Consider the following 23,922-nt stretch of genomic DNA (forward strand, 5'->3'; position numbering starts at 1 on the left):
GCCTAGTGGGCGAAGGCGAGGGCCTCCTGCAGTGCCCGGCGCAGCTCGTCGGCCTGCTCGGCGACCCGGACCGGGGCCGTCCCGCCACGTCCATCACGCGAGGCAACCGAACCGTCGACCGTGAGCACCTCGAGCACCGACTCGTCCAGGTGGTCGGAGATGGACGCCAGCTGCGCCTGGGTCAGGTCGGCCAGTTCGAGCCCGTTGGCCTCACAGAAGCGCACCGCCTCGCCGGTGATCTCGTGGGCCTGGGCGAACGGCACCCGGCGGCGCACCAGCCAGTCGGCCATGTCGGTGGCCAGCGAGAAACCACGTGGGGCGAGGTCGGCCATCCGGTCGGGGTGGAAGGTGAGCGTGCCCACCATGCCCGCCACGGCCGGCAACAGCACGAGCAACTGGTCGATGCCATCGAACAGCGGCTCCTTGTCCTCCTGCAGGTCACGGTTGTAGGCCAGGGCCAAGCCCTTGAAGGTGGTCATCAACCCGGCCAGGTTGCCGACCAGTCGTCCCGCCTTGCCGCGGGCCAGCTCGGCGACGTCCGGGTTCTTCTTCTGGGGCATGATGCTCGAGCCGGTCGACCAGGCGTCGTCGAGCGTGGCGAAGCCGAACTCGTGGGTGCACCACAGGATGACGTCCTCGGCCAGCCGCGACAGGTCGACACCGACCTGGGCCAGCACGTAGGCCGCCTCACTGACCAGGTCGCGGGCGGCGGTGCCGTCGATCGAGTTGGCTGTCGAGGACGAGAAGCCCAGCTCGCGCGCCACCTGCTCGGGGTCCAGGCCGAGCGAGGTGCCGGCCAGGGCGCCCGACCCGTAGGGACTGACCGCGAGGCGCCGGTCGAGGTCGCCCATCCGCTGCAGGTCGCGCACCAACGGCCAGGCGTGCGCCATCAGGTGGTGGCTGAGCAGCACCGGCTGGGCCGACTGCAGGTGGGTCCGCCCGGGCATCGTGGCACCCAGGTGACGCGTCGCCTGCCCGTGCAACGCCTCGACCACGTCGGCGACGTCGGCCGCCAGCAGCCGCAGTTCCTCGCGAAGGTAGCGGCGGATCAGGGTGGCGATCTGGTCGTTGCGCGACCGGCCGGCGCGCAGTCGTCCGCCGAGGTCGGCGCCCACTCGCTCGACCAGCACCCGCTCGAGGGCCCCGTGCACGTCCTCGTCCGACGCTGCCGGCAGCACCCGCCCGGCGACCACGTCGTCCTCGATCTGGGCCAGGGCAGCCACCATCGCGGCGTGTTCGTCGTCGGTGAGCAGTCCCGCGGTGTGCAGGGCGCCGGCATGGGCGCGCGACCCGGCCAGGTCGTGGCGGGCCAGCCGCCAGTCGAAGTGGGTCGATCGGCTCAGCGCTGCCATCGCTTCGGCAGGGCCGCCGGCGAACCGCCCGCCCCACAGCCGTCCATCGCCGGCGTCGTCGACCTGCTCGGCGAGCTGGGGGTCGTGAGTCACTTCTGCTCCGTCTCGTGCGTGGTCTGGGTTGACCGACCGTCGGCCAGCCCGCGCAGGCGCTCTGCCACCGCTTCACCGCCGAGCGGGTCGCGGGTGATCAGCAGCACCGCGTCGTCGCCCGCGATCGTACCGAGCAGCTCTGGCCAGGCCGCCTTGTCGATGGCCGAGGCGAAGTACTGGGCTGCGCCCGGTGGGGTGCGCGCCACCACCAGGTTCGCCGAGGCCTCGGCGTCGATCATCATCTCGACGCACAGCCTGGCCAGCCGGCTGGCGGCCACCCCCTGGCCGGGGGTGGCCTCGTCGCTGGTCAGCACGTAGCTGATCGTCCCGGCGCTCGACCGCGACCGCACCGCGCCCACCTCGACCAGGTCCTTCGAGACCGTTCCCTGCGTGACGTGCACTCCACGTTCGGCCAGCAGTTCGCTGAGCTCGGCCTGCGAGGTCACCTCGTTGCTCTCGAGCAACTGCCGAACAAGCGCCTGCCGGGCCGTGCGTGACGGGGTGCGCGCCTCGTCAGTCACGGGCGGCCCCCAGCGCCTGGGGCAGGGCGGCGACGAACGCGTCGATCTGCTCGCGGGTGATCAGCAGTGGCGGGGCGATCCGCAGCACGTTCGGGCGTGGGGCATTGGTGATGAAGCCCGCGTCGAGCAACAGGTCGCTCACCTTGGGTGCGATGTCGACGGCCAGGACGATGCCTCGCAGCAGCCCTTCCCCCCGCACCGTGGTGACCAGCGGATGGCGCAGCGACTCGACCGAGTTGGCCAGGTGTTCCCCGACCGCGGTGGCGTTGGCCAGCAGGCCGTCACGCTCGATGACGCCAATGACGGCCAGTCCTGCGATGGCCGCGACCGGGTTGCCGCCGAAGGTGGTGCCGTGGTGGCCGGGCTTGAGCAGTTGCCCCGCCGCCCCGAAGGCCAGGCAGGCACCGATCGGAAACCCGTTGCCCAAGCCCTTGGCCAGCGTGACCAGGTCGGCCTCGACGCCCTCGCTGGCCAGCCATCGGCCGGTGCGCCCCATGCCGGTCTGCACCTCGTCGAACCACAACAGGGCACCGTGCTCACGGGTGAGTTCGCGCACCCGCTGCAGGTAGCCCTGGGGCGGGCTGACCACACCGTTCTCGCCCTGGATCGGCTCGACCACGACTGCGGCCACGGTGTCGTCCAGCACGTCTGCGAGCGCGTCGGCGTCGCCGTAGGGGACGAAGGTGACCCCACCGGGAAGGGGTTCGAAGGGAGTGCGGTAGGCAGGGTTGTGGGTGAGCGAGAGCGCCCCCATGGTGCGGCCGTGGAAGCTGCCCTCCATGGCGATGACCCGGGAGCGCCCGGTGAGCCGGGTGGCCTTGAGAGCGGCCTCGTTGGCCTCGGTGCCGGAGTTGGTGAAGAACACCTTGGCGTGGTCGGTTCGTCCCCGGCCGGTGAGGTCGACCAGCCGCTCGGCCAGCGCGATCTGGGCGGGAGTGGCGAAGAAGTTCGACACGTGGCCCAACGTCGACAACTGCGAGGTGATCGCCGACAGCACCGCGGGGTGGGCGTGGCCCAGGCCGTTGACGGCCAGGCCGGACAGCAGGTCGAGGTACCTGTTCTGGTCGGCGTCCCAGACGTGGACGCCCTCGCCGCGCACGAAGACCCGCTTCGGTGCGCCGAAGGTGTTCATCATCACCTGCCCGTAGCGGCTGGTGAGCTCGGGCTGCGAGCGGTGGCTGGGGCCGACCAGAGCTGCGGCATCGGGTTGGCTCATGAGCTGGTCTCCTGGCTTCCGTCGTGGACGAGGGTGCCGATGCCGTCATCGGTGAAGATCTCGAGCAGCAGGCAGTGTTCGACGCGGCCGTCGATGATCGTGGCCCGCGGCACGCCGTGGGTGACCGCCTGCAGGCAGGCCTCCATCTTGGGGATCATCCCCGACTCCAGCGCGGGCAGCATCGCCCGCAGTTCGTCGGCGCTGATCTGGGTCACGACCTCGTCGCTGTCGGGCCAGTTGGCGTAGAGGCCGGCGACGTCAGTGAGCATGACCAAGCGTTCTGCGCCGAGGGCGGTGGCCAGCGCGGCGGCTGCGGTGTCGGCGTTGAGGTTGTGCACCTGGCCTTCGGCGTCAGGGGCGACCGAGGCGACCACGGGGATGCGTCCGGCTTCGATCAGGTCGCGGATCGACTCGGGGCGGACGCTGTCGACGTCGCCGACCAGTCCGAGGTCGACCTCTTCGCCGTCGACGTGGGCGCCGCGGCGGATGGCGGTGAACAGCCCGCCGTCCTCGCCGGACAGGCCGACTGCGAACGGTCCGTGGGCGTTGATCAGGCCGACCAGTTCTCGTCCGACCTGGCCGACCAGCACCATCCGCACGACGTCCATCGCCTCGGCCGAGGTGACCCGGAAGCCGCCGCGGAACTCGCTGGGGATCTCCAGCCGCTTGAGCATCGACGAAATCTGCGGCCCGCCGCCGTGCACCACGACCGGGTGCACGCCGCAGCGGCGCAGGAAGACGATGTCTTCGGCGAATGCCCGCTTGAGGTCGTCGTTGACCATGGCGTTGCCGCCGTACTTGATCACCACGGTCTTGCCGGCGTACTGGGCGAGCCAGGGCAGGGCCTCGATCAGTGTCGACGCCTTGGCCTGCAGGGCCTCGGTGTCGCTGCTCCGGATGGTGCTCATGAGGAGTACTCCGCGTTCTCGGTGACGTAGGCGTGGGTGAGGTCGTTGGTGAGGATGGTGGCCTGGGCCGAGCCGGCGTGCAGGTCGACCAGTAACTCGACCGCACGGGGGGTGAGGTCGACCAGGTCGCGTGGCTCTCCGATGGCGCCGCCCCGGCAGACCATGACGCCGTTGAAGCTGACGTCGAGTTGGTCGGCGTCGAAGACGGCGCGGGTGGTGCCGATCGCGGCCAGCACGCGTCCCCAGTTGGGGTCGTTGCCGTAGATGGCGCACTTGAACAGGTTGTTGCGGGCGATGCTTCGTCCGACCTCGAGGGCGTCGGCGACGCTGTGGGCACCGGTGACCACGACCTCGATCTCGTGCGAGGCACCTTCGGCGTCGGCGAGCAGTTGGCGACCCAGGTCGTCGAGCACGCCGACCAGCGCGGCCGCGAGGTCAGCCTCGCTGGGGGCGACACCACTGGCGCCCGAGGCCATCAGCAGCACGGTGTCGTTGGTCGACATGCACCCGTCGGAGTCGAGCCGGTCGAGGGTGCGGGCGGTGCCGTGCTTGAGTGCGCGGTTGAGCACGGCTGGCTCGGCGACCGCGTCGGTGGTGACCACGACCAGCATGGTGGCCAGGCCCGGGGCGAGCATGCCGGCGCCCTTGGCCATGCCACCCACGCTCCAGCCGGCGTCGGTGGTGACGGCGGCCTGCTTGGGCACCGTGTCGGTGGTCATGATCGCGGCGGCGGCCGCGTCTCCCCCGTCGTCGGCGAGCTGGGTGGCTGCCTGCGCCACGCCGGCCAGCAGCGCGTCCATCGGCAACCGGACGCCGATCAGCCCGGTGGAGCAGACCGCGACGTCGCCGGCGCTCGCGCCGTCGAGTTGGGCTGCGACGGCCTCGGCGGTGGCGACGGTGTCAGCGTAGCCCTCGGCCCCGGTGCAGGCGTTCGCTCCGCCGGAGTTGAGGACGACCGCGCGCAGGGTGCCGTCGGCGACGGCCTTGCGGCTCCAGGCCACCGGGGCGGCATGGACGCGATTGCTGGTGAAGACGCCTGCGGCGGCGTGCATCGGTCCGTCGTTGACGACCAGCGCGAGATCGGGACGACCGGACGCCTTGATACCGGCGGCGATACCGGTGGCGGTGAACCCCTTCGGGGTGGTGACGCTCATGGGGCAACTCCCAGGGTGCTCAGGCCGGTGGTCTCGGGCAGGCCGAGGGCGAGGTTCATCGACTGGACGGCGCCGCCGGCGGTGCCCTTGGTCAGGTTGTCGAGGCAGGCGACCGCGACCAGCCGGCCTGCCGAGGCGTCGACCGTGACCTGCACGTGCACGGCGTTGCTGCCGACCACGTGCTGGCTCTGCGGCCACTGCCCCGGGGGCAGCAGGTGGACGAACGGTTCGTCGGCGTAGCTGTCGGCATAGGCGGCGTGGGCCTGCTCGCTGGTGGTCGCCGGATCGACCAGCGGTGCGGTGACCACGGCGAGGATGCCGCGACTCATCGGCACCAGCATCGGGGTGAAGCTGATCGAGGGATCGTCGGCACCCAGGCGGCGCAGGTTCTGCAGCATCTCGGGGGTGTGCCGGTGCACACCGCCCACACCGTAGGCCGAGGCCGAGCCGAACAGCTCGGCGCCGATCAGGTTGGGCTTGGCGGCCTTGCCCGCCCCGGACGATCCGCTGGCCGCCGCCACGGTGACGTCGTGGCCGTCGACCAGGCCGGCGACGACCGCGGGCAACAGCGCCAGCGTGGCCGTGGTCGGGTAGCAGCCGGGAACGGCGATCCGTCGGGTGGAGCGCAGTTCGTCCCGCGCCCCGGGCAGCTCGGGCAGGCCGTAGGGCCAGGTGCCGGCGTGCGGGGTACCGTAGAACTTCGTCCACAGTTCGGGGTCGGCCAGACGAAAGTCGGCGCCGGCGTCGACCACCAGCACCTCGTCACCCAACTGCTCGGCGACCTCGGCCGAGGCGCCGGGGGGCAGGCAGAGGAAGACCACGTCGTGGCCTCGCAGGGTCTCGGCGCTGGTGGGCAGCACCGGACGGTCGGCCAGCGGCACCAGGTGGGGTTGGTGGGCGCCGAGCAGCGTTCCTGCGGAGGCGTTGGCGGTGAGGGCGCCGATGCTGACGTCGGGATGTCCCAGCAGCAGTCGGAGCACCTCACCGCCGGCATAGCCGGTGCACCCGGCGACGGCCACGGAGTAGGTCATGGCATAACTATGCCATACCCGGAATAGTTATTCCGACCAGCCCCCGCTGAGGCACAGGGTGTTGCGTGAGGCACAGGCAATTGCCTGTGCTTCAGCCAACAAGGTGTGCCTCAGTCGGGAGGGGCCTCAGTCGGGAGGGGCCTCAGTCGGGAGGGGGCCTCAGTCGGGAGGGGCCTCAGTCGCGGAGCACCGCCCCGAACCGCTCGACCGCCACCGCCACAGCCGCGTCCCGCACCTGGGCGGCCTCGGCGTCCTTGAGGGTGTGGTCAGCAGCACGGATGCGCAACGCGAACGCCAACGACTTCTTGCCCTCGCCGACCTGCGGCCCGGTGTAGACGTCGAACAGGGTGACCGACTCGACCATCGCTCCCCCGCCCTCGACCAGGGCCTGGCGAACCTCCTCGGCGGCCACGTCGGCGTCGACCACCAGGGCCACGTCCTCCTTGGCAACCGGGTGCGACGACAGCGGGGCGAGCACACCTCGTCCGGGGTCGGCCGCGATCAGGTCATCGAGGTCGAGTTCCATCGCCGCAGTCCGCGCCGGCAACCCGAAGGCCTGGCAGACGCTGGGGTGCAGTTCGCCGGCGACACCGACCACCTGACCGTCGACCAGGAGTTCGGCGCAGCGTCCGGGGTGCCACGGGGCCACCTCGGCCTGACGGCGGACCAGCGTCACCCCCACGGCCTCGGCGGCGGCGTCGGCCGCGGCCACCACCGTCGTCCAGTCGGCCGGCAGCCCCGCGCCGCGCCAACCCGGACGAGTCCACGCCCCGCACGAGACGGCGGCCAACAGCCGGGGCTGCTCGGGCAGCGCGGCGGCGAACTGGGCCAACTCGTCGTCGCTGGGACGAGCGTCCACCGAGGGGCTGGGCGCGGTCGGGGCGCCCTCACGGGCGAGGAAGACCGAGCCCGCCTCGTAGAGCGCCAGGTCGTCGTTCCCGCGGGAGGTGTTGCGGCTGATCGCCGCGAACAGCCCCGGCAGCAGCGAGGTGCGCAGGTAGGGCGCGGTGTCAGCCAGCGGGTTGGCCAGCCGCACCACCCGACGGCGCGGATCCTCGGCGGGAAGACCCATCCGATCAAGATCACGGTCGTTGATGAAGGGCATGGTGATCAGTTCGACCAGTCCCTGACCGGCCACGGCGGTGTTGATCGCCCGGCGCAGCCTCTGACTACGGGTCAGGCCTCGTCCGACCGGCGCCCGCGGCACCACCGAGGGGATGTGGTCGTAGCCGACCTTGCAGCCGACCTCCTCGACGTAGTCGTAGGGGTCGACCAGGTCGGGACGCCAGGTGGGCGGCACCAGGTGCAACCGGTCGCCGGCGACATCGACCTGCACACCCGAGGACTGCAGGATCGACACCACCTGCTCGGTGGGCACCTCGACGCCCAGCACGTCACCGGCCAGGCTCGCAGCGATCGTCTGCGTGGGCATGACCGGCACCTTCCCGGTGACGGTCTCGGTCGTGCGCTTGCGCGCGCCACCCAGGCTGACCAGCAGGTCAGCGGCGCGGTGGGCAGCCGAGTAGGCCGCACCCGGGTCGACGCCACGCTCGAACCGCTTGGACGCCTCGCTGGGCAGCTTGTGGCGACGCATGCCCCGCGAGATGGTGGCAGCGTCGAAGTGGGCGGCCTCGAGTACGATGGTGCGGGTGGTCTCGGTGACCTCGGCGCTGGCCCCGCCCATGACGCCCGCGACACCGATCGGTCCGGAGTCATCGGTGATCAGCAGGTCGTCGGGGTCGAGGGTGCGCTCCTGCTCGTCCAGGGTGGTCAGCACCTCACCGTCGTGGGCCTTGCGGACGACGATCGATCCCTGCAGTCGGTCGCCGTCGTAGGCGTGCAGCGGCTGCCCGGTCTCGAGCATCACGTAGTTGGTGACGTCGACGGCCAGCGAGATCGAGCGCATGCCCGCCAGTTCGAGGCGCCGCTTCATCCAGGCCGGGGTCTGGGCCGTTGGGTTGAGGTCGTCGACGGTGACCGCGACGAACAGCGGGCAGGCCGCGTCGAGCAGGCGCACCGGGTACCCCTCGGCCACCGGGTCGGGCGTGGTCAGTGAGACCGGGTCGGTGAACGGCGCCCCGAGGGCCCCGGCCAGTTCTCGGGCCAGGCCACGGATCGACATGCAGTGGCTCAGGTCGGGGGTGACGTCGATGTCGAACACGGTGTCAGGGCTGACCAGCAGCGGGGTCGCGTCCTCGCCGGGCACCAGGGCCCGGCCGTCGACGGTCTCGGGCAGCACCATGATGCCGGTGTGGTCGGTGCCCACGCCGAGTTCGTCCTCGGCGCAGATCATGCCGTCGGAGACGTGGCCATAGGTCTTGCGGGCACTGATCGCGAAGTCACCGGGCAGCACGGCACCGGGCAGCGCCACGACGACCAACTGGCCGGCATCGACGTTGGGCGCCCCGCAGACGATGCCGCGGTGAGTGTCGACACCCTCGGCGCTGTCGGCGTTGTGGTGGCCGACGTCGACCAGGCACCACGAGATGGTGCGGCCGTTCTTCTGCGGTTCGCGGGCGCACTCCAGCACTCGTCCGACCACGACCGGACCACTCCAGCCGGGCTCGACCCGCTCGATCCGCTCGACGGTCAGACCGAGCCGGGTGAACTGCTCGGCGACCTGGTCGACGGTGACGTCGTCACCCAGCTGCGCCCAGTCGCGCAGCCAGCTCATCGGGGCCCTCATCGTGCACCTCCACGCAGTGTGCGGCTGTAGCGGACGTCACCCTCGACCATCTCGCGCATGTCTTCGGCGCCGTTGCGGAACATCAGCGTGCGCTCGATGCCCATGCCGAAGGCGAAGCCGGAGTAGACGTCGGCGTCGATGCCGACCGCGGCCAGCACCCGCGGGTTGACCACACCGCAGCCGCCCCACTCGATCCAGCCCTCGGACCTGCAGGTGCGGCACGGCCGGTCGGGGTTGCCGACCGACTCGCCGCGGCAGACGAAGCACTCCAGGTCCATCTCGGCGCTGGGCTCGGTGAACGGGAAGTAGTGCGGACGAAGCCGGGTGCGCACGTCACCGAACAGTTCACGGGCGAAGTGGTCGAGGGTGCCCTTCAGGTGGGCCATGGTGATGCCCTTGTCGACGCACAGCCCCTCGATCTGGTGGAAGACCGGCAGGTGGGTCGGATCGTACTCGTCGGCGCGGTAGGTGCGACCGGGGCAGACCACGTAGACCGGCAGGTCGCGGTTGAGCAGCGCGCGGATCTGCACCGGTGAGGTGTGGGTGCGCATCACCAGGCCGTGGTCGATCGGGTCGACGAACAGGGTGTCGGTGGTGCCGCGCGAGGGATGGTCGGGCCCGATGTTGAGGGCGTCGAAGTTCAGCCACTCCCCCTCGAGCTCGGGGCCCTCGGCGACCTCCCAGCCCATCGCGGTGAAGACGTCGTTGAGCTGGTCGATCAGGGCGGTGACCGGGTGCACCGCACCCTGGGGGTGCAGTTCGACCGGCAGTGTCATGTCGAGGCGTTCGGCACGCAACGTGGCCTCGAGTTCGGCGGCGGTGACCTCGGCCTCGCGCTCGCGGAACACCTCGGTGATCCGGCCGCGGGCCTGGCCGATGCGCTGGCCGGCGACCCGGCGGGCCTCGGGCGGCAGCGCACCGATCTCACGGTTGGCCAGGGCGATCGGCGAGCGGTCGCCGAGGTGGTCGAGGCGGGCCTGCTTGAGGCCGGCGATGCTGTCGGCCGCACGGATGGCGGTGACGGCCTGGTCGACCATCTCGGCGATCGCGGCCTCGTCGAGGGCAGCGACCTGCACAGGGTCGTAATTGGTGTTGGGCCCACTCATGGGTGGTGGTTCCTCTCGGTTCCAGATGGGGGGACGACGTGCTGGTCGGTGCTCCCCCGACCGGTCACCTCAGGAATCAGGACGCGACGCGTCGTCCCCCGAGGCCTGCCGGCCGGGGGCACTGAAATCGCCGTCCACACACGCTGGCGACTGTATCAGCCCCTGCGGGGATGGCCTCACTGGCTCTGAGAGGCTGGACCCATGGATCGAGTCGCCCACGCCGTCACCGCTGCGCTGGCCTGGCTCGGTGTGGTGGCGACCGTGGTCATCTCGACGGTCGACGGGTATGCCCGGGTGGCGATAGAGCCCGGGTTGTACGGCAACTCCGCGCCGGGCTGGTCGGGGGCGATGGTGCGCCTGCTCGATTCGCTGAGCTACTTCACGATCTGGTCGAACATCGTGGTGGCGGTCTCGACCACGTCGTTGGCCCTGCAGCCGAACGGTGTCACGCCCTGGCGCCGGGCACTGCGGTTGTCGGGGCTGCTGATGATCACCATCACCGCGATCGTCTACTGGGTGCTGCTGTCGCCGTATGTCGAGGTGAGCGGTTGGGGGCACCTGACCAACCCGTTGACCCATGTCATCGTGCCGGCGCTCACGGTGCTGGTCTGGCTGGTGTGGGGGCCGCGGGGGTGTATCACGTGGCGGACGGTGCCGGCAGCGCTGGTGGTGCCGCTGGTCTGGGTGGGTTACATGCTGGTCCGCGGAGCGATCGGGGGCACCTATCCCTACGGCTTCACCAATGTAGGCCTGCACGGCTACGTCACGGTGCTCGCCCTGGTGGCAGTGATCTTCGCGCTCGGCCTGGTGATCGCCGCGGCATTCGCCGGCCTCGACCGACTGCTCGGCCGCCGGGTGGTAGCTTCGTCGTCCATGACCCGTTCCTGACGCTGTTCATCGTCGCCCACCAGTCCTGTTCACGAACGGATCCGTCATGCCCCAAGACCTGTTGACCTGCCCACTGGGCGACCTGCCGACCACCGACGGCGACACACGGCTGCGCACCATGCGCTCCAGCGATCGCGACGACCTGGCCGCCGCCTACCAGTCGGCCTACCCACCCGAGATCGGTGCCGCCAACCACGCTGAGGCGCTGACCGAGATGGATGCCACCTTCGCCGGTCAGTACGGCGTGCTGCGCGACGATGCGTCCTTCGTCGCCCTCGACGGCCCACGGGTGGTCGGGGCGGTGATGGTGACCGAGCGCTCGATCTGGGACGAGGGTCTGGAGGGCCCGTTCATCATCGACCTGTTCGTCCACGCCGACCAGAAGGGACGAGGCTTCGGCGCCGCCCTGGTGCGGGCGGCGATGGACGCCTGCATCCGCGCAGGCGACAACCAACTGTCGCTGCGGGTGGGTGAGGGCAGCTCGCCAGCGGCATTCGCGCTCTACCGGCGGCTGGGGTTCCAGTAGGGTCACGCCATGGCGGGGCTCGAACCCTCGGCGCGGAGGGGTTACGGACTGGGATCGGTGGCGACCGGGTCGTTCGGCACGGTGCCCGGCCTGCTGCTGCTGCCCTACCTCACCGATCGCCTCGGCGTGACTGCCGCGCTGGCCGGACTGGTCGTGTTCCTGCCCAAGGCCTGGGACGTGATCCTGAACCCGGATGGCGCACGTCAATGCCCTGCTCGACGCGGCCCCACCCGGGGTTCGCGAGGCGTTGCTGTTGGGCTTTCTCGACCAGTTGTCTCGCCCTACAGACCGCTGACGCGCTGTGCGCTGGCGGTGGCGTAGAGACAGACCGCGGCGGCGGTCGACAGGTTGAGTGACTCGGCTCGTCCCCACATCGGCACTCCGACCACCCTGTCGGCCAGGGACCGTTCGTGCTCGGGCAGGCCCCAGGCCTCGTTGCCCATCACCCACGCGGTGGGACGAGCCAGCGCTCCCTCGGCGGCCAGGTCGTCCAGGGACGAGCCGCCACCGTCGGCGGCCAGCACCTGCAGGCCATGCCCGCGCAGGTGGGCGACGGCCTCGTCCAGACTGACCCCGGTGACCACCGGCAGGTGGAAGACCGATCCGACTGAGGCGCGCACCAGCTTGGGGTTGTGCAGGTCGACCGAGCCTGCGGTGAGCACCACTGCGTCGGCGCCGAACGCGTCGGCGCAGCGGATCACGGTGCCGGCGTTGCCGGGGTCTCGCACCTGGGCGCAGACCACCACCAGTCGCAGGGTGGCCGGTAGGTCGTCCCAGCCGGAACGCAGCTGTCGGCACAGGGCGAACACACCCTGGCTGGCGACGGTGTCGGACAGTTGCCGCACGTCATCGGTGGTGGCCAGCAGCAGCCGGTCGGGCGGTGTCAGGGCGACGATCTCGGCGTGGGCCTCGGGGTCGTCGACCAGCACCCAGTCCACCCGGTCGGGGTCGGCCAGCGCCTCGCGCACGGCCTGGGTGCCCTCGACCAAGAACTGGCCGCTCTGGTCGCGGAACTTCTTGGTCAGCAACTGACGAGCCGACCGCAGCTGGGCCCTGGAGAGGGTCCGGCTGACGATCGGCTCGTCGGTCACTGGGTGCTGCCGATCAGGCAGCGGCGGCGGGCTGGTTGTCCTGGGCGACCTTGACCAGCGCGGAGAACGCGGTGGGGTCGTTGACGGCCAGCTCGGCCAGGATCTTGCGGTCGACCTCGACACCAGCGGTCTTCAGGCCGTTGATGAAGCGGTTGTAGGTCATGCCCTCGGCGCGGCAGGCTGCGTTGATCCGCTGGATCCACAGGCTGCGGAAGTCGCCCTTCTTGGCGCGACGGTCGCGGTAGGCGTAGGTCATCGAGTGGAGCATCTGCTCCTTGGCCTTGCGGTACAGCCGCGAGCGCTGCCCGCGGTAGCCCGAGGCCAGCTCGAGCACTTCGCGGCGCTTCTTGTGCGCATTCACAGAACGCTTGACGCGTGCCATGGTCTTTCTCCTTGTGATTCGGGGTGGTGGTCTCGTTGCGTCGCGACCACCGACGGGCGGTGGGGACTGGTCAGAGACCGAGAAGCTTCTTGGCCGACTTGCGGTCGGCGGCCGACACCTCGACCATGCCGCCCTTGAGGCGGTGCTTGTTGCGGCTGCCGGTGGTCGGGGCCGACGCGAACGCAGCGCCGGACTTGCGCCCGGCCTGCATGCGACGCAGCTTGCCGGTGCCGGTCAGCTTGTAGCGCTTCTTGGCGCCCGAGTGGGTCTTCATCTTCGGCATGGTTGCCGCTCCTTCGTGGTAGTGCCGTCGCGGCCAGCCGCGGCGGGTGAACCGGCGGACCGGTTCAGGGGTGGCGGGAGACCCGCCAGTGGTCTGGGTGGACTCAGAGGTCGATGTCTGGGTCCAGGTTGTCGGCCGGGCCGCGCTTCTTCTTCTCGTGCGGCACGTGGGCGGCCCGCAGCCGGGCCTCCTCCTCGCGCTCGGCGTCCTGGTTGGCCTTGCGGGCAGCCATCCGGGCGTCGCGCTCGGCCTTGACGTCGGCACGGGCCTCGGTCTTCTTGCGGGTCGGCCCGAGAACCATCAGCATGTTGCGACCGTCCAGCTTGGGGGCGGACTCGACGTAGCCGAACTCGGCGACGTCCTCGGCCAGCTTGCCCAGCAGGTTCACCCCCAGTTCGGGACGCGACTGCTCACGTCCACGGAACATGATGGTGATCTTGACCTTGTCACCGGCCTTGAGGAACCGGACGACGTGGCCCTTCTTGGTCTCGTAGTCGTGATCGTCGATCTTCGGCCGAAGCTTCATCTCCTTGATCACGGTGTTGGTCTGGTTGCGACGTGCGTCGCGGGCCTTCTGGGCGTTCTCGTACTTGAACTTGCCGTAGTCCATGAGCTTGGCCACGGGCGGACGAGCCATCGGCGCCACCTCGACCAGGTCGAGGTCGTGCTCGCGAGCCAACTGCAGGGCCTGCTGCACGGGGACGACGCCCACCTGCTCGCCGGCGGGTCCGACCAGGCGGACCTCCGGGACGCGGATCCGCTCATTGATGCGGTGTTGTTCGGTGCTGATTGTTCCTCCAAGGTTGTGGTGGTGGCGTGCCCACCTCGACCGCCCCGATGCCCTGGAAGAGCCTCTGACAAGCAGAAAGGCCCTCGCGGGGTCGCGAAGGCCTGACGGTGCACCGGGGACGACGAACGCCCCGTCGGAACTGACCTGACCGACAGTGCCGGGCAGGTGGGAGGTCAGGCCCCCACTTCATCGGACCAGACGAACTGGTCACGCACTCAGTGATTCTACCGGCCCGGACCGATCAGACGAAATCGTGCGGCAACGGTCGAGTCAGCCCGGCCGCTGCTGCATCCATCCGAACTGGGGTGCACCGTCAGCCTCGGGTTCGAGTTCGACCAGACGTCGCCCCTGGGCCAACTGCTCGACCACGTCGGCGCCGACGACGCACGCCTGTGGGCCGGCCACGTCGACCAGCAGCACCGTGGCCCCCGCCTCCCCGACGGTGGCCGCCAGTTCGTCCAGTGTGCAGGGGACGGGCCTGGCCGACCGGTCCCAGGCCTGCAGCGCGTCCAAGCCGGTGAAGGCGAGGAGTGCACTCTGTCCCGCCGCGTTGGTCATGGTCACCGCCGCCATCTCGGCCTGCCGGTCAGGGTCGGGCCCGTCAGCGTGGTCGTCACCGGTGGCCACGATCGGCATCAGCAACCGCGCTCCGCCCAGCGCGACGATCGCCCGCAGGTAGCCCAACGGGGCTGCCTGGGCGGCCAGGGCCGCCCGCACCTGTGGGTCGGCCTCGCCGTGGTCGTCCGCCCAGCGCTGGTCGGGCTGGTGCAGTCGGCTCATGCGCCGAAGCGTAACCGGCGACCCTCCCGAGGGGTCGTCTGGGGGTGGGTCAGGGTGTCGTCTGGGCGGTTGGCCCGACGGGGTGTGCGAGTCTTGGGGCATGGACCTGCCGATGATCATGATCATGGTGACCGCTGCGCTCAGCCTGGTGGCCCTGGTCGCCACCCTGGTCGCCCACCAGCGTGGACGAGGCCCGCGCGCGATCCTCCAAGGCATCGGCTGGGTGCTGTTGCCGATCGGGTTGTGGGTGATCGGGCTGATGGAGTTGTTCGGGCGCGGAGCCGTCGCCGGCTACCGATGGCTGATGAGCACCCCGATGGACCTGCAGCGTTGGATCGGCGTCTCGATCGTCGCCGTCGCCGTGCTGCTCGTGGTGGTCGGCATGCTGGTCAAGGGCCGCACCAAGGACGAGGCCCGCGCCGCGCGCGAGGCCCGTCGCCAGCCCGTGGGCGCCACGCCGCAGGGCAGCACCGGCCGCGCACTCCCCTCGTCCCAGGACGGGCGCACCGACCAGAAGCCGGTGGCTCGTCCGGCCGCCAAGCCCGCCAAGGACGGGCTCAGCGACGAGGACGCCGAGATCGAGGCGATCCTCAAGCGGCGCGGCATCAACTGAGCCGCAGCACTCCCCGTCTCAGCGCTTCTTGCGCTTGTCCTTGCGGTCGGGTCGCGGCACCCACTCGGTCAGCGTCGGACCGACGTAGACCTGACGCGGACGGTGGATGCGCTGCGCGGCGTTGTCGTGGACTTCCTTCCAGTGGGCGATCCAGCCCGGGGTGCGTCCGATCGCGAACATGACGGTGAACATGTCGAGCGGGATGCCGATGGCGCGCAGGATGATGCCGGAGTAGAAGTCGACGTTGGGGTAGAGCTTGCGCTCGACGAAGTAGTCGTCGGCCAGCGCTGCGGCCTCGACCTCGCGGGCGATGTCGAGCAGCGGATCGGTGACCTTCACCTTGTTGAGCAGGTCGTCCGCGGCCTCCTTGAGGATCTTGGCGCGCGGGTCGAAGTTGCGGTACACCCGGTGGCCGAAGCCCATCAGCCTGACGCCGGAGTTGCGGTCCTTGGCCTTGTCGACGTAGCTCTGCGGTGAGGTGCCGGAGTCGCGGATGTCTTCGAGCATGTCGATCACGGCCATGTTGGCGCCGCCGTGCAGCGGCCCCCACAGGGCGTTGACGCCGGCCGACACCGCGGTGAACAGGTTGGCGCCGGACGAGGCGACCATGCGCACGGTCGAGGTCGAGCAGTTCTGCTCGTGGTCGGCGTGCAGCACCAGGAACATGTTGAGCGCGTGCGCGACCTCGGGTGTGGCCTCGTAGGGCCGGTAGGGAACCGAGAACATCATGTGCAGGAAGTTCTCGACGTAGTTCAGGTCGTGGCGCGGGTAAACCATCGGCTGGCCGATGTGCGACTTGTACGCAGCGGCGGCGATGGTGCGGGTCTTGGCGATCAGGGCGGCGGCGGCACGCTCGAAGGTGGGGTCGTCGCTGATGTGGATCTCGGGCAGGTCGTAGGCCTGGATCGCGTTGATCATCGCCGACTGGATCGCCATCGGGTGGGCGTCGGAGGGGAAGCCGTCGAAGTGCTTGCGCATGTCGCGGTGCAGGGGCGCCTGGTCGCTGAGCATCTGGCGGAAGCGGTCGCGCTGGGCCGGGTCGGGCAGTTCGCCCCAGATCAGCAGTTCGGCGGTCTCGATGAACGAGGAGTGCTTGGCCAGGTCCTCGATCGGCACACCGCGGTAGCGCAGGATGCCCTTGTCGCCGTCGATGAAGGTGATCGCTGACTGGGCGGCGCCGGTGTTGGCGTAGCCGTCGTCGAGGGTGACAACACCGGTGGTCGAGCGCAGCGTGGAGATGTCGATCGCCCGTTCACCCTCGCTGCCGGTCACGAGGGGGAACTGGTGCTCAACCCCGTCGATGGTGATGGTCGCGTAGTCGGTCATGGCCACTCCTTCACGTCGGTGGTGGTGACCACTGTCGCTGAGAGTCAGCGTTGATCGAGTTGTGCCCACGTCGTGGTCACGTGGGTGTGGCGAACCTCACTCCGCGGTGGCGGGGGCGTGCAGGCGGACGAGGTCGCGCAGCCGGCGGACCCGCTCGACGGCGGCGTCGCCCTCGACCCGTTGGATGCCGAGCATCATCCGGTTGTTGCCCTCGGGGTGGTCGGCGCTGGGTCGCAGCACCAGGTAGGGCCAGGCGTCACCGGAGCCGAAGGTCACGCCCTCGACCTCGCTCCACGGGTGGAACTTGGTGCTGACGGTGTTGCGGACGGTGAGCCCGCGTGCATCGGCGACGATCGTCGAGAGTCCGATGCTCAGCATCATGCCGACCATGAACAGCACGAAGAAGGCGAGCGTGGCGATCTGCAGGCCGGTGAACTTGGCCCGGATCGAGGCGTCGAGCATGTACCAGCCGAACAGTGAGCTGGCCACCAGCAGCACCGACAGCGAGATCGCGGTGCGCAGCACCGGCGCGGAGCGGAAGATCACCTTCTGGTCCCCGGTCAGCTGGGCCGCCCTGCTGGTGGACGCGCTGTCGGTCGTCCCGTGGTCCTGGGCGGTCACAGCCGGCACGCCGTGATGTCGGTGACCAGGATGGCTCGAGCGCCGGCGTCCCAGAGTCGGTCCATGATCTGGTGGGCTTGGGCCTGGGGCACCATGGAGCGCACCGCGTACCAGCCCTCGCGGGCCAGGTTCGAGATGGTCGGGCCCTCGAGCCCGGGGGTGATCGCGCAGGCAGCGTCAAGGTTCTCACTCGACACGTCGTACTCGACCATCACGTAGGCGCGGGCCACCAGCACGCCGGACAGGCGGCGCAACAACTGCTCGGCGCGGGCGGTGTGCTCGAGCCCCTTGCGTTCGATCAGGATTGCCTCGGACTCACAGATCGGCTCACCGAAGACCTCGAGCCCTGCCTTGCGCAGGGTCGTCCCGGTCTCGACGACGTCGGCGATCGCGTCGGCAACGCCGAGCCGGATCGCGGACTCCACCGCACCGTCGAGGCTGATCAGTCGGGCGTTGATGCCGTGCTGGGCCAGGTGCGCACCGACCAGGCCCGGATAGCTGGTGGCGACACGGAGACCCTCGAGGTCGGAGACCGCACCGGCGGTGCCGACTGGGGCGGCGAACCGGAACCGGGAGCGTCCGAAGGCCAGGGCGGTCACCTCGTCAGCGGGTGCCCCGGAGTCGAGCAGCATGTCGCGTCCGGTGATGCCGAAGTCGAGCGTGCCCTCACCGACGTAGACCGCGATGTCGCGGGGACGCAGGTAGTAGAACTCGACGCCGTTGGCCTCGTCGACCAGGACGAGGTCCTTGAGGTCATTGCGCTGGCGGTAGCCGGCCTCGCGCAGCATGACCGTCGCGGCCTCCGACAGCGACCCCTTGTTGGGTACGGCGACCCTGAGCAGGGGCACCTGGTCGGCGCCGGGCAGGGTGGTGTCAGTCATCTCGGTCCTTGTCGATCACAGGTGGCGGTACACGTCGTCGAGGTCGAGGTCGAGCGCCAGCATCATCACCTGCACGTGGTAGAGCAGTTGGCTCATCTCGAGCGCGGCATCGTCCTTGCTCTGGAACTCGGCCGCCATCCAGACCTCGGCAGCCTCTTCGACGATCTTCTTGCCGATCTCGTGCACGCCGGCGTCGAGGCGCTTGACCGTGCCCGAGCCCTCCGGCCGGGTGGTGGCGGTGTGCTGCAGTTGGGCGAAGAGGTCTTCGAAGGACTTGCTCACGCCGCCCCACCCTACCGGGGTTTGCGGCTAGTCCCTCGCCTCGCCCGCGCCGACCAGTTCGGGCGCCGGCCCGGTGACCTCACCGCCACTGCGTTGCACCCTGACCCAGGTGACGAAGCCGATCGCGACGAAGACGCCGTAGATGACGTACATCAGTGCGCTCGGGTAGTACTGCGCCTTCCACAGCAGTGGCACGCCGACGATGTCGACCGCGATCCAGATCAGCCAGAACTCGGTCCAGCCGCGGGCCATGCCGTAGGTGGCCAGGATCGAGCCGGTGAGGATCCAGGCGTCGGCGGCCGGACCCCACGAGCCGAGCGCCTTGAGGATGAAGTAGCTGGCGGTCCACAGCACGATGGCACCCACCAGCAGTTGGATGCGCCCGGATCGTCCGGCCCACCTCGGCGCCACGCCGACGCCCGACTCGGGGTTGTGACGACGGTAGGCGGCCCAGACCACCCAGCCGTAGACCGAGGTGATCAGGAAGAACACCTGACGGCCGGCCTGACCCCACAGGTCGAGGTTCTGGGGGGTGTTGAAGACACCGCCGAGGAAGACGGTGAACAGGATGACGTTGCCGAGGATGCCGATCGGCCAGGCGCCGACCTTGCGGCGCATGCCGAGGATGGCCGAGGCCAGGCCGAACCCGTTGCCGATGATCTCGCGCCACAACATGGGCTTGCCGAGACCGACGTCGAGTTGGGCATCCAGCAACCGGGAGAGGATGTCGAGCACCTGAGGTGTCCCTTTCGTCCGGTCGCAGAACACCGGGGTACCAGAAAGGGACGCCGTCGCGTGCACAGCAGGCACGCACCGTCGCCCTCGTGTTCCTCCCATCCGGACTTTCACCGTCGGTACCGGAATTGCACCGGTTCAGCCGAGATCTCCCTCGTGGGGATCACCCGGGTCGCGGACTGTCACCGCCGGTTCGGACTTGCACCGACCCCGGAACACTGCGAACTGCTCATGGCGACCTCGGACGAGGTCACCGCTGGCCATCCTGCCAGAGTCGGCAGCTGGTGTGCACCGACGCCCGAGGTGTGGGTGGGGTGGCACCCGGTTCGCGGTTGTGTTCGCGGGAAGAGAGCCGATCCCCCCCGCCGGCCGCGAGCGGTTTGTGGCGTGAAGCGCCCCGTCGACCACGTGATTCACGCCACGAATCGATTGCGACGCAGGCTCGGATGGCGGATCGCTCCGGGTACTCGCGGAGTGATCCGCCACTCGGGCGGGCGTGAAGGGTGAGCGACGACGAGACCTTCGCGTTCAGAGGCGCACGCCGAGCAGGGCGTCGACCAGGGTGGCGGCGCGGGCGCCGCCCTCGGTGTCGTCGCCGTCCATGGCGAGGCTGGCCGCTGCCCACGCATCCATGGCGGCCAGCGCCGCGGGCGCGTCCAGGTCGGTGCGCAGGGCGGTGCGCACTTGGGCGACCAGGTCGTCGGTGCCGAGGGTGGCGTCCTGCCCGACGGCGTCACGCCAACGCTCCAGACGCCGGTTGGCCCGCTCGAGCAGCTCGGGCGTCCACTCCCAGTCGTCGCGGTAGTGCTGGTCGAGCAGGGCGAGTCGGATCGCCATCGGGTCAGCACCGTTGTTGCGCAGACGCGAGACCAGCTCGAGGTTGCCCTTGGACTTGCTCATCTTCTCGCCGTCGAGGGCGACCATCGAGCTGTGGACGAAGGCGTCGGCCAGCGGTTCACCGGTGGCCACCTCGGCCTGCGCGGCGCACATCTCGTGGTGCGGGAAGGCCAGGTCGGTGCCGCCGCCCTGCACGTCGAAGTGGGCGCCCAGGTGCTCCAGCGCGATCGCGGTGCACTCGATGTGCCAACCGGGACGCCCCAGGCCGAGGCTGCCTCCATCCCAGGTGGGCTCCCCCTCGCGGTTGAGGCGCCAGACCAGGCAGTCCAGCGGGTTGCGCTTGCCCGGACGCTCGGGGTCGCCGCCCATCTCGGTGAACTTGGCCAGGGCCTGCTGCTCGTCCAGGTGCCCGACCCTGCCGAAGCCGGCCGAGCGCGAGACGTCGAAGTACCAGTCGGGGTACTCGGGGTCGTCGACCTGGTAGATCGGACGAGTGCCGTCGTCGGCCACCAGCGAGTCGTCGAGCAGCATCGACTCGAGCAGGTTGACGACCAGACCCACGCTCTCGACCGCTCCGATGTAGTGGTCGGGCGGGACGACGCGCAGGGCTTCCATGTCGGTGCGGAACAGTTCGGTCTGCTCCTGGGCGAGGTCTCGCCAGTCGACGCCGGTCTGCTCGGCGCGCTCGAGCAGCGGCTCGTCCACGTCGGTGACGTTCTGGGCGTAGGTGACCTGACAGCCCTGGTCGCGCCAGACCCGGGTGAGCAGGTCGAAGGTGACGTAGGTGAAGGCGTGCCCCATGTGGGTGGCGTCGTAGGGGGTGATCCCGCAGACGTAGAGCCGGGCAGCACCGGCCTTCTCGGAGTCTGCCGGCGGTCCGACCTCGACCAGGTCGCCGCTGGCGGTGTCACGGACGACCAGCCGCGCTGGCACGTCGCCGCTTGCCGGGGCCAAGGTGGGGACGTCGGGGTGCGACCAGGCCTTCATGGGGGAAGCCTACCCAGCTTCGACGCCCCGATCGTCCAGCAGTCGCGCCTCGAGGCCAGCCCTCACCCGGGGCCAGTCGTCGACGACGACGCTGAAGATCGCGGCGTCGCGCCAACTGCCGTCGGCACGGCGCTGGTCGCGCCGAGCGATGCCTTCGAAGGTGGCGCCGAGTTTGCTGATCGCCGCCCGGGATCGGGCGTTGACCGCGTCGGCCTGCAGCTTCACCCGGCCCCAGCCGTGGTCGAACAGGTGGCCGAGCAGCAGCAGCTTGCACTCGGGGTTGACCGCCGTGCCCCACACGCTGTGGTGGTAGGCGGTCCAGCCGATGTGGCAACTCTGTTTGTCCGGCTCGAAGTCGGCGATCGAGGTGGTGCCGACGCATCGTCCGGCCTGGTCGCCGTCGGCCAGCCGCACCAGGTAGGAGTGCCCACCGCGCTGCCAGGGCAGGTAGCCGCACACCCAGGGGGTGAACGCGTCGGGGTCGGTGAGGGTGCCCGCCGGCCCCCCGCCCCAGCCGCCGGCGAAGGTCTCCGGCGTGGCCAGCGCGCCCGCGATCTCGGCGATGTTGTCGTCGGTCACCGGTTCGAGGACGACGTGTCGTCCGGCCAGCACGACGTGCGGCGGTGGCGCGATGGTTTTCACCTGTCTCCTGGATGTCTCGGTCAGATCGGTGGCCAGGGGATGACGGGCCAGGCATCCCCCGGCACCGGGAAGCAGCCGTCGCCGATCAGGGTGAAGATCCGCTCCTGGGTGGCCTGGATCTCGTCGTCGTCGAGCCAGGGGCCCAGCGCGTCCTCGCTGGCATCAAGGGTGCGTTCCAGCAGCGCGTGCTCGTCTTCGGTGAGGATCTCACCGGCCCACCCCCACAGGATGGTGCGCAGCTTCGGCTCCGCGTGGAAGGTGAGGCCGTGGTCAACGCCGAGCACGGCCTCGGGGTGGGCGTCGGTGGCCGGCACGTGCAGGATGTGCCCGGCCTTGCGGTCGGCGTTGTTGGTGACCACGTCGAACAGGGCCAGGCGGCGCAGCAGCGGGTGATCGGCGGTGACCAGCACCACTTCGTGGGCGTCGCCGTCGACGCCGGCGACGATGGTGGCCCAGCCCTCGGGCCCCTCGTGCAGCCTGACCAGGTCGGCCAGGTCGTCCTCGGACTCCTCGACCCAACGCTGTGCCGAGCCTGGGCCGAACGGCCCCTCGACCCGGCAGGTGAATGGCACCGCGTCCCAGCCGGCGGCCCGTGACAGGTCGTGGGCGGCGATCTCGCGCTGGCCCAGGGTCGCGGTCGGGAAGTCCCACAACGGGGCCTCCCCGCGCACCGGCTTGTAGACCCACTTGGCGCCCAACTCGTCCTCGGCCAGGAAGGTGGCGTTCGAGGCCATGACCAGGCGTCCGACCAGGTTCAACTCTCCGCTGGGCGGTTCGGCGATGCTCCAGTGGTCATCCACGGCTCACCGCAGGAACAGTGGGGTGCGGTAGCCGTTGGCACGGGGGCAGACGTGACCACCCGGGTCCATCGGCTGCGAGCAGAACGGGCAGGCGGGTCGTCCCGACTCGACCAGGGCACGTGACCGGGCGACGAACTCGCGGCAGGCCACCGGCCCGAGCCGGACCTCCATCGACTGCTGGGCCTGGCTGATCGACGGGTCGATGTCGTCGTCCTCGCTGGTCACGGGGTCGTCGTCCTCGTCGTCGGTGGTCTCGACCGAGAACAGTTCGAGGGCGACGCACTGCTGCCCGGAGTCCCAGGCCAGGGTCATCGTCCCCACCCGGAAGTCCTCGACCAGGGGCTGGTCGAGCGGGCCGAGGTCGCTGGAGACCTCGAGCACCGGCGGGATCGGGGGTTCGTTGCCGAGTTCGCTGAGGCCGTCGAGGATCCGGGCGATGTGCTCGGCGAGGATCTGCACCTGCTCCTTCTCGCACAGCACCGACGAGATCCGGTTGCCGTCGCGGGCCTGCAGGTAGAAGACGCGCTCACCGGGACGCCCGATGGTGCCGGCCACGAAGCGGTCGGGGAAGTGGTAGCGGTGGGTCAGCCTCGCCATGATGACCAGCTTAGGGGGCGTCCGCGGTGGGGACGTCGGGCGACTCGGCCGGGGGTGCGTCGTCCTCGCTGCCGGTGGCGCCCACTCCCCCGCCGACGCTGGCTTGGGTCGGCTTGGGGATGACGGCGAACGACTTGAGCGGGCCGGCGACGGAGTTGACGCAGGCCACCCGCGGAAAGGCCTCGGTGGCGTCGGGGGCGGGCAGGTGGACGACCGAGGCGCTGGCCGGGTCGACCATCAGTCGCTGCACCTTCTCGAAGGGTTGGCCCAGGGCCCAACCGAGGAAGCCGTTGATCGGGTCCCCGTGGCTGACCATCAGCCAGACCGCGTCGGCGGGCAGGCGTGAGTTCCAGTACTCGACGGCCTCGACCACGCGCTCGACGACGCCGACCATGGTCTCGCCGTCGGGGAACTGGACGCTGGCCGGGTCGCGCTGCACCTGCGTCCACAGCGGCTCCTTGGCCAGTTCGCTGAGCAGGCGTCCTGACCAGACGCCGTAGTCGGTCTCGGCGATCCGTTCGTCGATCACCACCTGGGCGGACGAGCCGGCGGCCTCGAGCGCCAGCTGGGCGGTCTGGCGGCAGCGTTCCAGCGGTGAGCAGACCACGGCGGCGAGTTCGATCCCGGCCAGCCGCTCACCGAGTGCTCGGGCCTGCTTCTCGCCGGTCTCGTCGAGCAGCACCCCGGGTGTGCGCCCGGCCAGGGTGCCGGCGGTGTTCGAGGTGCTGCGTCCGTGGCGGACGACGATGACGCTGCTCACCCGGTCAGGCTATCCGCACCCCGATGCGGCAGGC

At 70.1% G+C, this 23,922-nt stretch carries 27 protein-coding genes and 1 riboswitch; of the genes, 4 read left to right on the forward strand and 23 right to left on the reverse strand.

Features of this window, described 5'->3' with window-relative positions; genetic code table 11:
• Window positions 1–2: 2 nt before the first annotated feature.
• The 8 genes from argH to pheS form a co-directional block, all read right to left on the reverse strand.
• Window positions 3–1,445, reverse strand: coding sequence for an argininosuccinate lyase (argH, locus tag IE660_RS02395; RefSeq protein WP_407928976.1), 1,443 nt, complete (start codon window positions 1,443–1,445; stop codon window positions 3–5).
• Window positions 1,442–1,966 (reverse strand): arginine repressor, encoded by a 525-nt coding sequence (locus IE660_RS02400; RefSeq protein ID WP_203566695.1) that lies wholly within the window; start codon window positions 1,964–1,966, stop codon window positions 1,442–1,444. The genes argH and IE660_RS02400 overlap by 4 nt, the downstream gene beginning before the upstream one ends.
• Window positions 1,959–3,182: an acetylornithine transaminase gene (locus IE660_RS02405; RefSeq protein ID WP_203566696.1), complete on the reverse strand. Its 1,224-nt coding sequence runs from the start codon at window positions 3,180–3,182 to the stop codon at window positions 1,959–1,961. The genes IE660_RS02400 and IE660_RS02405 overlap by 8 nt, the downstream gene beginning before the upstream one ends.
• Window positions 3,179–4,090, reverse strand: a complete 912-nt coding sequence (argB, locus tag IE660_RS02410; protein WP_203566697.1) for an acetylglutamate kinase — start codon at window positions 4,088–4,090, stop codon at window positions 3,179–3,181. The genes IE660_RS02405 and argB overlap by 4 nt, the downstream gene beginning before the upstream one ends.
• Entirely contained in the window at window positions 4,087–5,244 is a 1,158-nt protein-coding gene (gene argJ, locus IE660_RS02415) for a bifunctional glutamate N-acetyltransferase/amino-acid acetyltransferase ArgJ (protein WP_203566698.1), read from the reverse strand. Before argJ ends, argB begins: the two co-directional genes overlap by 4 nt.
• Window positions 5,241–6,275, reverse strand: coding sequence for an N-acetyl-gamma-glutamyl-phosphate reductase (gene argC / locus IE660_RS02420; RefSeq protein ID WP_203566699.1), 1,035 nt, complete (start codon window positions 6,273–6,275; stop codon window positions 5,241–5,243). The genes argJ and argC overlap by 4 nt, the downstream gene beginning before the upstream one ends.
• Window positions 6,276–6,450: 175 nt before the next feature.
• Window positions 6,451–8,961 (reverse strand): phenylalanine--tRNA ligase subunit beta, encoded by a 2,511-nt coding sequence (gene pheT / locus IE660_RS02425; protein ID WP_203566700.1) that lies wholly within the window; start codon window positions 8,959–8,961, stop codon window positions 6,451–6,453.
• On the reverse strand, window positions 8,958–10,067 hold the full coding sequence (gene pheS / locus IE660_RS02430) for a phenylalanine--tRNA ligase subunit alpha (RefSeq protein ID WP_203566701.1): 1,110 nt from the start codon (window positions 10,065–10,067) through the stop codon (window positions 8,958–8,960). The genes pheT and pheS overlap by 4 nt, the downstream gene beginning before the upstream one ends.
• Before the next feature lie 201 nt (window positions 10,068–10,268).
• Between pheS and IE660_RS02435 the strand changes: the two genes are divergently transcribed.
• The 3 genes from IE660_RS02435 to IE660_RS02445 are packed head-to-tail and all read left to right on the forward strand — an operon-like array spanning window position 10,269 to window position 11,802.
• Complete coding sequence (locus IE660_RS02435; RefSeq protein WP_203566702.1) at window positions 10,269–10,955, forward strand: Pr6Pr family membrane protein; 687 nt, start codon at window positions 10,269–10,271, stop codon at window positions 10,953–10,955.
• Between the two features lie 46 nt (window positions 10,956–11,001).
• Window positions 11,002–11,481 (forward strand): GNAT family N-acetyltransferase, encoded by a 480-nt coding sequence (locus tag IE660_RS02440; protein WP_203566703.1) that lies wholly within the window; start codon window positions 11,002–11,004, stop codon window positions 11,479–11,481.
• Between the two features lie 9 nt (window positions 11,482–11,490).
• Entirely contained in the window at window positions 11,491–11,802 is a 312-nt protein-coding gene (locus IE660_RS02445) for an MFS transporter (RefSeq protein WP_203566704.1), read from the forward strand.
• Here the strand turns inward: IE660_RS02445 and IE660_RS02450 are convergent.
• The 5 genes from IE660_RS02450 to IE660_RS02470 all read right to left on the reverse strand — a co-directional run bounded on the left by IE660_RS02450 (window position 11,763) and on the right by IE660_RS02470 (window position 14,807).
• On the reverse strand, window positions 11,763–12,572 hold the full coding sequence (locus IE660_RS02450) for a TrmH family RNA methyltransferase (RefSeq protein ID WP_203566705.1): 810 nt from the start codon (window positions 12,570–12,572) through the stop codon (window positions 11,763–11,765). The two genes, IE660_RS02445 and IE660_RS02450, sit on opposite strands and share 40 nt — an antisense overlap.
• Window positions 12,573–12,585: 13 nt before the next feature.
• The gene (rplT, locus tag IE660_RS02455) at window positions 12,586–12,954 is read right to left on the reverse strand and encodes a 50S ribosomal protein L20 (protein WP_203566706.1); all 369 of its coding nucleotides are present in this window, start codon (window positions 12,952–12,954) and stop codon (window positions 12,586–12,588) included.
• A 70-nt stretch (window positions 12,955–13,024) separates the two neighbouring features.
• Window positions 13,025–13,237, reverse strand: coding sequence for a large ribosomal subunit protein bL35 (locus tag IE660_RS02460; RefSeq protein WP_203566707.1), 213 nt, complete (start codon window positions 13,235–13,237; stop codon window positions 13,025–13,027).
• A gap of 103 nt (window positions 13,238–13,340) precedes the next feature.
• Window positions 13,341–14,102, reverse strand: a complete 762-nt coding sequence (gene infC, locus IE660_RS02465; protein ID WP_203566977.1) for a translation initiation factor IF-3 — start codon at window positions 14,100–14,102, stop codon at window positions 13,341–13,343.
• Between the two features lie 195 nt (window positions 14,103–14,297).
• Window positions 14,298–14,807 carry an SseB family protein gene (locus tag IE660_RS02470; protein WP_203566708.1) on the reverse strand — a complete coding sequence of 170 codons (510 nt, stop codon included), beginning with the start codon at window positions 14,805–14,807 and terminating at the stop codon, window positions 14,298–14,300.
• 100 nt (window positions 14,808–14,907) lie between these two features.
• Here IE660_RS02470 and IE660_RS02475 point away from each other — a divergent pair, with 100 nt between their 5' ends.
• On the forward strand, window positions 14,908–15,420 hold the full coding sequence (locus tag IE660_RS02475; RefSeq protein WP_203566709.1) for a hypothetical protein: 513 nt from the start codon (window positions 14,908–14,910) through the stop codon (window positions 15,418–15,420).
• An 18-nt stretch (window positions 15,421–15,438) separates the two neighbouring features.
• Here IE660_RS02475 and IE660_RS02480 read toward each other — a convergent pair whose 3' ends face one another.
• From IE660_RS02480 to IE660_RS02525, 10 genes are all read right to left on the reverse strand, one after another.
• A complete protein-coding gene (locus IE660_RS02480) occupies window positions 15,439–16,746 on the reverse strand; it encodes a citrate synthase (protein ID WP_203566710.1) in 1,308 nt (435 codons plus the stop codon).
• Between the two features lie 96 nt (window positions 16,747–16,842).
• Entirely contained in the window at window positions 16,843–17,376 is a 534-nt protein-coding gene (locus IE660_RS16315; RefSeq protein WP_203566711.1) for a PH domain-containing protein, read from the reverse strand.
• Window positions 17,364–18,248: an ATP phosphoribosyltransferase gene (gene hisG, locus IE660_RS02490; RefSeq protein ID WP_203566712.1), complete on the reverse strand. Its 885-nt coding sequence runs from the start codon at window positions 18,246–18,248 to the stop codon at window positions 17,364–17,366. Before hisG ends, IE660_RS16315 begins: the two co-directional genes overlap by 13 nt.
• 15 nt (window positions 18,249–18,263) lie before the next feature.
• Entirely contained in the window at window positions 18,264–18,530 is a 267-nt protein-coding gene (locus IE660_RS02495; protein WP_203566713.1) for a phosphoribosyl-ATP diphosphatase, read from the reverse strand.
• Between the two features lie 27 nt (window positions 18,531–18,557).
• Entirely contained in the window at window positions 18,558–19,205 is a 648-nt protein-coding gene (gene pnuC / locus IE660_RS02500; RefSeq protein ID WP_235996935.1) for a nicotinamide riboside transporter PnuC, read from the reverse strand.
• 146 nt (window positions 19,206–19,351) lie between these two features.
• Window positions 19,352–19,487, reverse strand: a riboswitch (FMN riboswitch).
• Window positions 19,488–19,793: 306 nt separating this feature from the next.
• Window positions 19,794–21,089, reverse strand: a complete 1,296-nt coding sequence (gene mshC / locus IE660_RS02505; RefSeq protein ID WP_203566715.1) for a cysteine--1-D-myo-inosityl 2-amino-2-deoxy-alpha-D-glucopyranoside ligase — start codon at window positions 21,087–21,089, stop codon at window positions 19,794–19,796.
• A 9-nt stretch (window positions 21,090–21,098) separates the two neighbouring features.
• Window positions 21,099–21,731 (reverse strand): GNAT family N-acetyltransferase, encoded by a 633-nt coding sequence (locus tag IE660_RS02510; protein ID WP_203566716.1) that lies wholly within the window; start codon window positions 21,729–21,731, stop codon window positions 21,099–21,101.
• Between the two features lie 20 nt (window positions 21,732–21,751).
• Window positions 21,752–22,531, reverse strand: a complete 780-nt coding sequence (locus IE660_RS02515; protein ID WP_328701808.1) for an SCO1664 family protein — start codon at window positions 22,529–22,531, stop codon at window positions 21,752–21,754.
• A gap of 3 nt (window positions 22,532–22,534) precedes the next feature.
• The gene (locus IE660_RS02520) at window positions 22,535–23,128 is read right to left on the reverse strand and encodes a DUF3090 domain-containing protein (RefSeq protein ID WP_203566717.1); all 594 of its coding nucleotides are present in this window, start codon (window positions 23,126–23,128) and stop codon (window positions 22,535–22,537) included.
• Window positions 23,129–23,138: 10 nt separating this feature from the next.
• On the reverse strand, window positions 23,139–23,888 hold the full coding sequence (locus IE660_RS02525) for an MSMEG_4193 family putative phosphomutase (protein ID WP_203566718.1): 750 nt from the start codon (window positions 23,886–23,888) through the stop codon (window positions 23,139–23,141).
• Window positions 23,889–23,922 lie beyond the last annotated feature (34 nt).

The sequence above is a fragment of the Aestuariimicrobium ganziense genome (assembly GCF_015352975.1).
GTDB lineage: Bacteria > Actinomycetota > Actinomycetes > Propionibacteriales > Propionibacteriaceae > Aestuariimicrobium > Aestuariimicrobium ganziense.